Source organism: Streptomyces atratus, assembly GCF_900119365.1.
GTDB classification, from domain to species: Bacteria; Actinomycetota; Actinomycetes; order Streptomycetales; family Streptomycetaceae; genus Streptomyces; species Streptomyces atratus_B.
The window spans coordinates 62,789-72,697 of sequence record NZ_FPJO01000032.1 but is presented as its reverse complement, the minus strand read 5'-3'; the positions used below and the strand labels follow the sequence as shown (position 1 = coordinate 72,697).

15 protein-coding genes and 2 pseudogenes are annotated in these 9,909 nt (G+C 67.0%); 11 read left to right on the top strand and 6 right to left on the bottom strand.

Annotation, left to right across the window (positions count from 1 at the left end):
- From BT364_RS33595 to BT364_RS33565, 7 genes and pseudogenes are all read left to right on the top strand, one after another.
- A partial coding sequence (locus BT364_RS33595) for a gas vesicle protein (protein ID WP_072488990.1) occupies nt 1-422 on the top strand: 422 nt, incomplete at its 5' end.
- Nucleotides 419-1,234: a GvpL/GvpF family gas vesicle protein gene (locus BT364_RS33590; RefSeq protein ID WP_072488989.1), complete on the top strand. Its 816-nt coding sequence runs from the start codon at nt 419-421 to the stop codon at nt 1,232-1,234. The genes BT364_RS33595 and BT364_RS33590, both read left to right, overlap by 4 nt.
- Before the next feature lie 17 nt (nt 1,235-1,251).
- A complete protein-coding gene (locus BT364_RS33585) occupies nt 1,252-1,476 on the top strand; it encodes a gas vesicle protein (protein WP_079179768.1) in 225 nt (74 codons plus the stop codon).
- Nucleotides 1,466-1,876 carry a gas vesicle protein K gene (locus BT364_RS33580; RefSeq protein WP_072488987.1) on the top strand — a complete coding sequence of 137 codons (411 nt, stop codon included), beginning with the start codon at nt 1,466-1,468 and terminating at the stop codon, nt 1,874-1,876. Before BT364_RS33585 ends, BT364_RS33580 begins: the two co-directional genes overlap by 11 nt.
- A gap of 50 nt (nt 1,877-1,926) precedes the next feature.
- Nucleotides 1,927-2,100 (top strand): CsbD family protein, encoded by a 174-nt coding sequence (locus BT364_RS33575; protein ID WP_072488986.1) that lies wholly within the window; start codon nt 1,927-1,929, stop codon nt 2,098-2,100.
- Between the two features lie 83 nt (nt 2,101-2,183).
- Nucleotides 2,184-2,330, top strand: a pseudogene (locus tag BT364_RS33570) (helix-turn-helix domain-containing protein); the annotation flags it as partial.
- A gap of 326 nt (nt 2,331-2,656) precedes the next feature.
- Nucleotides 2,657-2,985, top strand: a pseudogene (locus BT364_RS33565) (plasmid stabilization protein).
- 7 nt (nt 2,986-2,992) lie between these two features.
- Here BT364_RS33565 and BT364_RS33560 read toward each other — a convergent pair.
- Nucleotides 2,993-3,943 carry a Rieske (2Fe-2S) protein gene (locus BT364_RS33560; RefSeq protein ID WP_079179767.1) on the bottom strand — a complete coding sequence of 317 codons (951 nt, stop codon included), beginning with the start codon at nt 3,941-3,943 and terminating at the stop codon, nt 2,993-2,995.
- Between the two features lie 555 nt (nt 3,944-4,498).
- Between BT364_RS33560 and BT364_RS33555 the strand changes: the two genes are divergently transcribed.
- Nucleotides 4,499-4,915 carry a VOC family protein gene (locus tag BT364_RS33555; RefSeq protein WP_072488985.1) on the top strand — a complete coding sequence of 139 codons (417 nt, stop codon included), beginning with the start codon at nt 4,499-4,501 and terminating at the stop codon, nt 4,913-4,915.
- On the top strand, nt 4,912-5,889 hold the full coding sequence (locus tag BT364_RS33550; RefSeq protein WP_072488984.1) for an iron-containing redox enzyme family protein: 978 nt from the start codon (nt 4,912-4,914) through the stop codon (nt 5,887-5,889). The genes BT364_RS33555 and BT364_RS33550 overlap by 4 nt, the downstream gene beginning before the upstream one ends.
- A 6-nt stretch (nt 5,890-5,895) precedes the next feature.
- Here BT364_RS33550 and BT364_RS33545 read toward each other — a convergent pair whose 3' ends face one another.
- Genes BT364_RS33545 through BT364_RS44635 form a run of 3 tightly spaced genes read right to left on the bottom strand, consistent with a single transcriptional unit; the run spans nt 5,896 to nt 7,431 of the window.
- The gene (locus BT364_RS33545) at nt 5,896-6,051 is read right to left on the bottom strand and encodes a CDGSH iron-sulfur domain-containing protein (RefSeq protein WP_256260330.1); all 156 of its coding nucleotides are present in this window, start codon (nt 6,049-6,051) and stop codon (nt 5,896-5,898) included.
- 58 nt (nt 6,052-6,109) lie between these two features.
- Nucleotides 6,110-6,772, bottom strand: a complete 663-nt coding sequence (locus BT364_RS33540) for a HemK2/MTQ2 family protein methyltransferase (RefSeq protein ID WP_072488982.1) — start codon at nt 6,770-6,772, stop codon at nt 6,110-6,112.
- Entirely contained in the window at nt 6,769-7,431 is a 663-nt protein-coding gene (locus tag BT364_RS44635; RefSeq protein ID WP_409000736.1) for a Ku protein, read from the bottom strand. Before BT364_RS44635 ends, BT364_RS33540 begins: the two co-directional genes overlap by 4 nt.
- A 289-nt stretch (nt 7,432-7,720) precedes the next feature.
- Here BT364_RS44635 and BT364_RS33530 point away from each other — a divergent pair, with 289 nt between their 5' ends.
- A complete protein-coding gene (locus BT364_RS33530) occupies nt 7,721-8,239 on the top strand; it encodes a hemerythrin domain-containing protein (protein WP_072488981.1) in 519 nt (172 codons plus the stop codon).
- Between the two features lie 10 nt (nt 8,240-8,249).
- Nucleotides 8,250-8,924, top strand: coding sequence for an HAD family hydrolase (locus BT364_RS33525; protein WP_072488980.1), 675 nt, complete (start codon nt 8,250-8,252; stop codon nt 8,922-8,924).
- Nucleotides 8,925-9,530: 606 nt separating this feature from the next.
- Here BT364_RS33525 and BT364_RS33520 read toward each other — a convergent pair.
- Complete coding sequence (locus tag BT364_RS33520; RefSeq protein WP_072488979.1) at nt 9,531-9,740, bottom strand: hypothetical protein; 210 nt, start codon at nt 9,738-9,740, stop codon at nt 9,531-9,533.
- 26 nt (nt 9,741-9,766) lie between these two features.
- Entirely contained in the window at nt 9,767-9,856 is a 90-nt protein-coding gene (locus BT364_RS43550) for a DUF6233 domain-containing protein (protein WP_256260331.1), read from the bottom strand.
- Between the last annotated feature and the right edge of the window lie 53 nt (nt 9,857-9,909).

Here is a 9,909-nt window from a genome sequence, read left to right as displayed (position 1 = left end):
TGGGCGACCTCCCGTCCAGGTCCGCCCCGTATGGCCAGGGCTCCTCGGCAAATCTCGCCGACATCCTGGAGCGCGTCCTGGACAAAGGCATCGTCATCGCAGGCGATATCCAGATCAACCTCCTGGACATCGAACTGCTCACCATCAAGCTGCGCCTGCTGGTCGCTTCGGTGGACAAGGCGAAGGAAATGGGCATCGACTGGTGGGAGCACGATCCCTCACTGTCCTCCCGCGCCAACGACGGCTACCGCTCACTCGCCCAGGAGAACAAACGGCTGCAGGCCGAGATCGCGGCTCTGCGCGAGGACCATGAGCTGCCACCGGCCAAGGACGAGGAGAGCCGCCCTGCAGCCCCCCGCCGCACCTCACGCGCCGAACGGGCAGAGCCCAGCCCCCGCAACGAGAGGCGGGACGAGCAATGACCGAGGCCATCACCTACGCCTACGCCGTGGCGCGGGACGCCGACGGAGTTCTGGAAGAGGAGCTGTCCGGGCTCCCCGGAGTGGCGGACGCGCCGGTGCACCTCGTGCACACAGGACACCGCCGTGACGTGGTGGTCGCGGTCAGTCCGGTGCCCGCACAGGACTTCCAGGAGGCCGCGCTGCGCGCGCACCTCGAGGACCTGGACTGGCTGGAGTCGGTCGCCCGCGCCCATCACCGGGTGATCGAGGCGCTGGCCGCGCTCACCACTGTCCTGCCGCTCCGGCTGGCCACCGTGTACCTCGACGACGAGCGGGTGGGGCAGATGCTCGATGCCCGCCGGGAAGCCTTCGCCGAGCGGCTGTCCGACCTGGCCGCACAGGTGGAATGGGGCGTCAAGATCTACGTCGAAGCGCCCGCGGCCACCGAAAGCCCGGCAGAGCCGTCCGCGGATCCGGACCTGAGCCCCGGGCGTGCCTATCTCAGTCACCGCAGAGCGCAGCGCCACGCCCGCGAAGACGCATACCGCGACGCCGATCAGGTGGCCTGGCGTGTCGAGGACGCGGCCCGAGACGTGGCCGTTGACCGTGTCCGGCACCGGCCCCAGCAAGGCGAACTCGCCTGCGGGCCGGGAGAGAACGTCGTCAACGACGCCTACCTCGTGCCGCTGGCGCACGCCGAACAATTCCGGGCGGACGTCATACAGGCCGCCGAGGGACTTCCAGGGGTACGCATCGAGGTCACAGGACCCTGGGCGCCCTACTCCTTCGCCACGCCCGCCGATGCCGAACCGTTGAAGAGAGTCGCGCCGTGAGGGCGGACGGCGGACCGTTGGCCGCGGCAGAAGAGCCGCTGCCGGACCGGCAGATCGCGCTGATCGACCTGCTGGACCGGCTGCTGAGCGGAGGTGTGGTCCTCACCGGTGACGTCGTGCTCTCCATCGCCGACATCGACCTCGTACGCATATCGCTGCGTGCGCTGATCGTCTCCGTCAGCGAACAGAACCCCTCCCCGTGGTCCGCCCCCGCACTCCTGCGAGGCGGCCATGACAGATGAAACCCACCGCCGGCCCGGCAACCGCTTCGACGAAGTCGCCGACGCGGCGGCCCGTGCCTTCCGTCTGCTGCCCGCCGACCCTCAGGACGTCCTGCCGCCGAGCGGCTCAAAGGCGCAGGGAACCACACGTCGGGTGACCACCGACCCTGAGACGGTGGAACGGGACCTGATCAAGCTCGTTCTCACCATCGTCGAGCTGCTGCGACAGCTCATGGAACGCCAGGCACTGCAGCGGGTCGACGCCGGAGACCTCACCGAGGAACAGGAGGAGCGGCTGGGCGCCACGCTCATGATTCTGCACGAGCGTATGGTGGAACTCTGCGCCAGGTATGACCTTTCCATGCAGGACCTCAATCTGGATCTCGGACCTCTCGGAACGTTGCTGCCGCCGTCCGAATAGCAGTCGGCCGAACCCCGCTTATTCGGCCGAAGGCCCACAAGGAGCACGACATGGGCATCAGAAAGAAGACCAAAAACATCGGCGAGATAGCCGAAGGGAAAATCAAGGAAACGCTCGGGAAGGCCGTTGGTAACGAAAGCCTGGAAAGCAAAGGAAAGGCCGAAAAGACCAAGGGTAAACTGAAGCAGGCCGTGGAGAAGGGCAAGGACAGGTTCCGGCACTGAAAGTCTCGGTTGAGGGATCTTGAACGGGTGAGGGCCTTCCGGTTCGGTGTGGATTGCGACGTCTACACCAACTGAAAGGCCTCGTGCCCCACCGTAATGCACCCCTGACCGAGACCGGACGCCTACGCCTGGCCCGCTGCGTCGTCGAGGACAACCGGCCCCTGCGCCGGGCCGCCGAACGCTTCCAGGTCTCGCCGACCACGGCCAAGCGGTGGGCCGCCCGCTACCGCCGTCAGCAGTCACGGGCCTGCCGCCGGACGCCGTGCAGCGACGGGGCCCGAGTGATGTCCGTACCCGGGTACTCGTTCGCCTACGCTTAGGGACGCGGCGCCGCGATTTCGGCTCTCCGCCGCTGCGGGCCCGGTTTCCTCCGAAGTGCGGGGTGCGGGGCCACACCCGCGCAGAAGCCGTTCGCGGGTTTGGCGGTCCGGGCCGCCGCGCGCTCTAAGTAGCGCAGAGCTGCTATGCGGGCTGAAGTGGAATGTGTCATGTGTGACAGGACGGCCGCACCGCTTCGCGGATCGTGTCGAAGAAATCTGCTCAGGTCAAGGAGAAGATCACGCCTGCCGGCTCGAGCGAGAAGCAAGAGCGTCAGTACGAGCACATCAAGGAGAGCGCCAGGACAGAGGTGAGTCCACAAAGCGTGCGAAGGAAATTGGCACGCGCACCGTGGACAACGAGCGGGCGCGCTCCGGCGAGTCGAAGACCTCCAGCAAGGTGTCCACTCAAGACAAAAAGTCCGCCTCGCAACGTGGTGGCGAACGGTCCCGCAGCGGGCCACAAGGGCCGACGAAGGACCAGCTGTACGAGGAGGCGAAGTATCGCAACATCGACGGTCGCACCTCGATGAACAAGCAACAACTTCGGAATGCCCTGGGCCGCTGACACGTCACTACGTGGTGCACCCGGCGCCGGGCAGCTGTACGTGGACGTTGCCGTCGCTGTCCACGTTCACCTGGAAGGACGGCTGCGGTGCGGTAGCCGGCCCACGTACGTTCGCCCCGTCCGACAGCCGGAAGACACTGCCGTGCCAGGGGCATTCCACGCAGCCGTCGGCGATCTTCCCGTCCGACAGGGGCCCCGACAGGTGGCTGCACCGCTCGGCGAGGACATGAATGCGGCCACCCGGCTGACGGAACACCAGCAATGGCACCTCACCCAACTCCCGCCGCACGGCCTCGCCGACCGGGAAGTCCTCCACTCTGCCGACCGGATGCCAGCCCTCTTCCAACAGACGCCGGACCTCTGCCGCCTTGTTGGCGCCTACGGCTTGGCGATAGGCGAGGTGGCCACCGAGCATCCCGCCGGTGCCGGCCATACACAGCCCCGCAAAGCCGAGCGCCTTACCCAATGCCGTACGGCCACGGCCACGATGCACCCATGATCCCGTGTAGAGCCCGATGGCCGCGGCGATCGACGTCGCGTGCACCAGGCCGGTACGCATCTGGTCCTCGTGCTGCTCAGCCCAGTCCACCCAGCCGGACAACGCAGCCGGCACGGCCCCCAGGACACCCACACCCACCAAAATGCGTGCACTGCGCCGGGTGCCGGGCACGACGTCCAGCACCGCGGCGGAAATCCACGCGCCCATCGGAACCTGCACCAGTGCGGGGTGCAGGGGATGGCCGATCGGCAGACCGTGCAGCACATCGCGACAGCGCCCTAGAGGAACGCCGCGCACCATCCCCCGCAGGGGGCTGATCACCACATCAAGCTTCTCCAGGCGGCCCAGCGCGTCGAGGGACCTCAGAAAGAGGCCCTCGGTACGGGCAGCCGCCACGTTCACCCTGCCGCTGCTCGACGCGAGAACCGCGAATTTCGTATACCCCGCTGAAAGCCGCATGATGAGCGGTTTGCCATGTGTGGCCGATTCCCAAACAACGTCAGCTCCGCTCCACTCCGGTGGCTGCAGGCGTCTCGGGCAGGACGTTGTCATGCCTGTGGGGCCTGTCAGTGCCTCCACTCACTCCTCTGCTTCGCCTCTGTGCTCTTCGTCGTCCTCGCGACGAGGAGCAAGGAGGCGAGGGGAGGATGGGTGAGTGCGAGGGCGACGCGGAGGACGAGGAGGAGGGCGACTGGTGTGTATCGAATCGTTGTTCACGTACACCGATGGCACTGCCGCCTCCCTGATCAACGGGAACAACTTCTCTTCCATCCCGAGCACCCTCTTTTCCACGGCGACGAATTGTCGGCCACACCGGGGTCGTCGTCATTTTCGGGTAACTTCCCAGCCGCTCGGCGGAGTATCAATCATCACTCGCGTGCGCGCGTCACGGAGGTTTGAACCAGAACCACTACTGCTCGATAGAGCCAGTTGGTTCTCGACGACGGAAGCCCATCCCCGTGAGTGCTGGCCGTCGCCCGTGTGTTCTGAGCGTCGGCGGGTACCCGAAACAACATGACCGTCACAAAGACAAGTGTTCTCGTTCTGGACTGCGCGGAGCCCGAAGCCCTGGCAGAGTTCTACGCGTCACTGCTCGATGCGGAAATCCAGGTGGTGAGCGATCCTGATTTTGTGGAACTCGTCGGCCACAACGGCGTGCACCTGGCGATCCGCCGGGACCACGGCTACGCCCCTCCCAGCTGGCCGCGGCCGGACGACGCCCAGCAGGCGCATCTTCGGATACTCGTCGCGCACGGTGATTTGGACGAGGCGGAAAGAGAAGCGGTGAGCCTCGGGGCAATGCCGATGGATGCGAAGGCCAACGGTGGGCTGCGCGGCGTACGCTTTTACGCCGACCCCGCCGGGCATTCCTTCTCCCTCGCGGTGCCCCCACGGAACGAGCCGGCGGGCCGAGGAGAGGAAGCCCCATGAAGTTGCCAGGAAGCAGAGGTGAGGTGTCTGCCGCCTTGATCGAGGCGCTCGGCCGGGAACCGGGTCGGCGCAGGCTGCCGGACACGTCCCTGACGGCGGGCGCCGACCCGTACGGCGACGACCTCCAGCTCGCCCTGTACCTCTGCTACGAGTTGCACTACCGCGGCTTCGACGGGGTGGACAGCGCCTGGGAGTGGGATCCGGATCTGCTCAGGGTGCGTGCCGCGCTGGAGCGCGGGTTCCTGGCCGCTCTGCGCGCTGACGTGCCGGTGGCCGACGATGTCGGCAGCGCGCTGGAGGAAGCCGTTCTGGAACCGGTGGACGCCGAAGGCGTGTCGTACTTCCTGCGGGACGACGGCGAGCTGTGGCATCTGCGCGAGTACGCCGCCCACCGCTCCCTTTACCACCTCAAGGAGGCCGATCCGCACGTGTGGGTGATTCCACGCCTGACGGGCCGGGCCAAGGCAGGAATGGCCACAGTGGAGTACGACGAATTCGGAGCGGGACGGGCGGAACAGGTCCACTCGAAGCTGTTCGCCGATCTGATGGCGGACCTCAACCTGGACACCTCGTACGGGCGCTACCTCGAAGCCGGATCGCGGCAGATGCTCGCGACCGTCAACCTCATGTCACTCTTCGGACTCCACCGCTCACACCGTGGGGCGCTGGTCGGTCACTTCGCCTCAGTGGAGATCACCTCATCACCGGGGTCCAGGCGCCTCGCTGAGGCATTGGAGCGAGCCGGTGCCGGGCCTGCGGCGGTCCACTTCTATGCGGAGCATGTGGAGGCCGACGCCGTGCATGAGCAACTCGTGCGACATGAGGTTGTCGCCGGTCTGCTCCAGGAGGAGCCGGATCTGGCACCAGACGTCGCCTTCGGTATCGCGGCCACCGGATGGTTGGAAGACCGGTTCGGGGAGCAGTTGCTCGGCGCCTGGCGGCACGGCGAGTCCTCACTCCGTGTGCCGCTCTGAGGCCGGCTATGCGGCTTTCGGCTTCTTCCGGCCGCGGTGGCTCGTGTCGCACCAAGGGAAAATGCGGCTCCGTCGGCAGGTACACAGTGCGACAACAGGACGGTCCGAGCGAGCAAGGGTGCCGTCCTCCTGGACCACTTCAACGGGCCCTTCCACGAGCATGGGTCCGCCCGGCTCCTGCATGACGCGCCGTGCAGCTGCCCGAGGTGTGACCTCCGGTTCAGTACGGCCGTTCTGCACGGATCACCACCAGTTCCTCTTTCTCCTGGCCGCGCTCGATCAGGCCCCGCATCTCCAGCCAGGCGGCCCGTTCACGCATGACTGGCCCGAAAGGAACGAACCGTCGGTCGGTCACGGTGACGTCCAGACCGGCTTCAGCCAGCCGCGCTACGGTGATCACCGGGCCGCTCAGCGCGGAGTGGACCGCGAGCAGCACGCCCCCAGGGCGCAGCAGAGCGGGAACCTTCGCACAGAGTCGGTCGATCACCGCCCGGCCGTCGATCCCCGCCTCCCAGGCGCGAGCAGTACCGCGACGAGGCAATCGGATGTCCGCGGACGGTACGTACGGTGGGTTCGCCAGCACCAGGTCGAACCTCAGGCCGGTCACAGGCTCCGTCAGGTCACCGCGGCTGGCCCGTACAGCCCGCGTGTACCCGGACAGCAGTGCATTCAGTCGCGTCGTGAGCACCGCCGCGGCCGACGTGTCGATGGCGATCACGTGGGCAGCACCGTGGCGGGCGGCGGCGATCGCCACCGCGCCGGTACCGGTCCCCACGTCGAGCACCTCCGCTCCGGGTGACAGACGTTCGCGCCGCAGTGCGGATATCAGCATGGCTGTGTCTTCCTGTGGCGCGTAGACACCCGGAGGCTGGAGGAGCTTCACTGTCGCGACCGGCTCTCAGAGATCACGCAGGGTGGGCAGCAGGGACTTCTTCGCCCAGTCGAGGAACGGCTGCTGATGGTCACCGCCGGCTGGGCCAGGGCGATCTCCGTGAAGCCCGCCTCGGCGTAGGGACACACTGCCTCGACGAAGGTGCCGACGTCGTCACCGCACGGGATGGAATTCGCGATGTCGTCCGGGCGCACGAACTGGGAGACCCTGGCGAATCCGGCCGGCCCGGGCAGCTCTGCGTTGACTTTCCAGCTGCCGACCGACCAGCGGAACTGGTCGTGCGCCCGTGCGACCGCCGCATCCCGGTCGGTGTCGTAGCAGACGGGCAGTGGACCATACGGTCCCCGACCGCGGTGTACAGGCCGACCGGCACGCTGACCAGCCCGAAGGTGATCACACCCGTCCAGATCGCACGTGCCATGACCGCCTACTCCCATCCTGCCTGTCAGCCAGCGCACCAGGCGCAGCTGATCCTGCTGCGGCACGACCTCGTCCTCGATCGAGCAGACCTTGCGGGTGCGGACCCGGCCCATGTCCTCCAGATGGACCTGGTGGAAATGAACCGAGCGGTCCTCGGTCGCGCTGATGACCTTGATCGGGATGCTGACCAGGCCAAATGAAATGGCTCCGGTCCACAAGGGCCGCGGCATCCGTACCTCCAGGCCCCCCTGGCGGGCATGGGCCGGGAAGTGGACCGGCGCGTCGGGAAAGGAGGCTTTCCCCGCGGTCGAGACCGGGGGCAGGGCGCGGCCGGGCCACCGCCCGTAGTTCGATCCTGGTGCGGGACGGTGGTGATCGCATCACAAAGACGTGGGCCGGGGAGGTGAGCACGGCGTGGTTCCCGCGCGCGTGGCGCGGGTTTTGGGTCCCGGGGTGTGTTGTCTGTGTGCTGCCACCTCCCCGAGGGGTGATGAACCCGAGGAGAGGTGCTGTGTCGCGATGGAACCTGGCGGCGATGTGATCGCGGAGCTCGCGGCCGATCACCGTGAGCTGGAGGCACTGTTTTCGCAGATCGAGTTGCAGCCGGTCGACCACCCCCGGCGGCGGAAGCTCGCGGACCGGCTGACCGCGGAACTGGTACGGCACACGGTCGCCGAGGAACTGCATCTCTACCCCGTGGTCCGCGAGCATGTACCGCACGGTGCGGCACTGGCGGACAAGAAACTCGCCGAGCACGTCAGGGCCGAGCAGATGCTCAAGGACCTCGAAGACCTGAGCGTTCATGACCCGCGGTTCAACGACACGATCGCGAAGCTGAAGTTCGAGGTCGCCTCCCACGTGCGCGAGGAAGAGCACGAACTGTTCCCGAAACTCGCAGCTGCCCTCCCGCCCGAGAAGCTGGATGAACTCGGCCGGCTGGTGCGCCGGGCCAGGGACATGGCCCCCACCCGCACCGGAGCCGGTCTGGTGGACCGGGTACGCGACCTGGTCCGCACAACCACCGCCTCAGGACTGTGAAGGACACATCATGGCTCGAACTGCTGTATTCGATGTGGACGGGACGCTCGTGGACACCAACTACCTGCATGTCGCGGCATGGTGGGAGGCGTTCCGTCAGACCGGCCACACAGTGCCGATGGCAGCAGTGCACAAGGCCATCGGCCTCGGCTCGGACGATCTGATCGAGCACCTTCTCGGGGCGGACCGGGACCGTGAACAGGATGAACGGATCAGCGGGGCGCACACGACGCTGTACGCCACCTGCTTCGAACGACTGTCCGCGCTGACCGGCGCGGCCGAGCTTCTGCGCACTCTCGCGGGAAGGGGCTGGACGGTTGTCCTTGCGACATCCGCGTCCGACCACGAACTCGGAGCGCTGCGCCGGGCACTCGACGCCGACGATGTCATCGCGGACATTGCGGGGGCGGACGACGTGGAGGAGGGAAAGCCGGCTCCTGAGCCGATCCGGCAAGCGATGGAGATCGCCGGAGGGACCCCGGATGAGACCGTCTATGTAGGCGATTCCGTCTGGGACATGCAGGCGGCGACCAGGGCCTCCGTGGCTGCTGTGGCTCTCCTCTCCGGCGGAATTCCCCGGGCGGACCTCGAAGAGGCTGGAGCGGGCGAGACCTATTCCGGCCCGGCCGACCTTCTCGCCCACCTCGACGACAGCGTGTTCGCGCGGATCGGGGCAGCGGGCTGAACAGCGAGTGGTTACGGGCTGACTGTGCCAGGTGCACGGGCCGACCGTCGGACCCAGTACGGCGGACATTCCGGCCTCCAGCTCGGAGACACACGCTCCGGGCCACTTCAACCACGCGCGGGCTTTCTCCCGGGGCCTCTGTCTGCCTCCCAGGGCAGCTCACTCGAAGTGTTTTCGCCCACCTGCACCGGAAAGCCGCACGCCATGGACCATTCACAGCCCCAGTCCTCGACACTCTGACGGCATACCAGTCGCAGGAGTAACTACCTTTCACTCCCCCCGGCCCCAAGCAGGGCCGGAGGGCCGACCCGAGGGGCAAAGCCGTTCTGGGGGACGCACTCTTCAGTGCGGATGTACTGGCGGTGTCCGGTCTGGACGACCGGACCATGTCCCGGGAAACCCTGGAGCGGGCAGAAAAGCTGATGGCCGACGCTGTGGGCGCCGAGTTCTTCTCCACCTTGGCAATTCGCTGTCGGTGAAGGCTTCCATACTCTCCGTCGCCGGGCCGCACTGCTGGTCAGGCGCGATGCTCACCATTCAGTCGTCTCTGGCTTGCGGGTGTCCGCCCCGTGTGGATCGATCCCCAGTGGGCCCCCACGGAAAACGTCACGCTGCTTCGTACCAGTGCGCCCGCCCGCCGCGCCATTCGATCCAGTGCGGGTCGTCGACGAGTTCCCAGGCATCATCGAGCCCGGCACGCCTCAGAAATTCGACGAGGTCGCTGTCATTGCGGGCGAGCCCGACGACCTTCCCCTTGATAGCGACCCTCCGCCCGCCAGAGCGGGACAGGCCGTGGACAACTATCGGGACGCTCATCCTTCCAGGGTGCGCCGGGCTGCAGCTCACAGCACCCCGAGCTCAGTGTCCGGCCGGCAGTGCGCGTACGCCCGGACCCCCTCGGCGAGAGCGGTGAGCGCCTGCTCGCGACTGATCGGTTGGCGACGTTCCCGATGGCGTAGCAGTCCCCGGCGTGCACCTCTATTGG

What these genes read in the sequence shown, in the direction of transcription:
- BT364_RS33525 (WP_072488980.1), top strand. Translation starts at nt 8,250, where the DNA reads ATGGCTCGAACTGCTGTATTCGATGTGGACGGGACGCTCGTGGACACC.
- BT364_RS44635 (WP_409000736.1), bottom strand. Translation starts at nt 7,431, where the DNA reads ATGCCGCGGCCCTTGTGGACCGGAGCCATTTCATTTGGCCTGGTCAGC.
- BT364_RS33580 (WP_072488987.1), top strand. Translation starts at nt 1,466, where the DNA reads ATGACAGATGAAACCCACCGCCGGCCCGGCAACCGCTTCGACGAAGTC.
- BT364_RS33545 (WP_256260330.1), bottom strand. Translation starts at nt 6,051, where the DNA reads ATGCTCGTGGAAGGGCCCGTTGAAGTGGTCCAGGAGGACGGCACCCTT.
- BT364_RS33530 (WP_072488981.1), top strand. Translation starts at nt 7,721, where the DNA reads ATGGAACCTGGCGGCGATGTGATCGCGGAGCTCGCGGCCGATCACCGT.
- BT364_RS33560 (WP_079179767.1), bottom strand. Translation starts at nt 3,943, where the DNA reads ATGCGGCTTTCAGCGGGGTATACGAAATTCGCGGTTCTCGCGTCGAGC.
- BT364_RS33555 (WP_072488985.1), top strand. Translation starts at nt 4,499, where the DNA reads ATGACCGTCACAAAGACAAGTGTTCTCGTTCTGGACTGCGCGGAGCCC.
- BT364_RS33520 (WP_072488979.1), bottom strand. Translation starts at nt 9,740, where the DNA reads ATGAGCGTCCCGATAGTTGTCCACGGCCTGTCCCGCTCTGGCGGGCGG.
- BT364_RS33575 (WP_072488986.1), top strand. Translation starts at nt 1,927, where the DNA reads ATGGGCATCAGAAAGAAGACCAAAAACATCGGCGAGATAGCCGAAGGG.
- BT364_RS33550 (WP_072488984.1), top strand. Translation starts at nt 4,912, where the DNA reads ATGAAGTTGCCAGGAAGCAGAGGTGAGGTGTCTGCCGCCTTGATCGAG.
- BT364_RS33590 (WP_072488989.1), top strand. Translation starts at nt 419, where the DNA reads ATGACCGAGGCCATCACCTACGCCTACGCCGTGGCGCGGGACGCCGAC.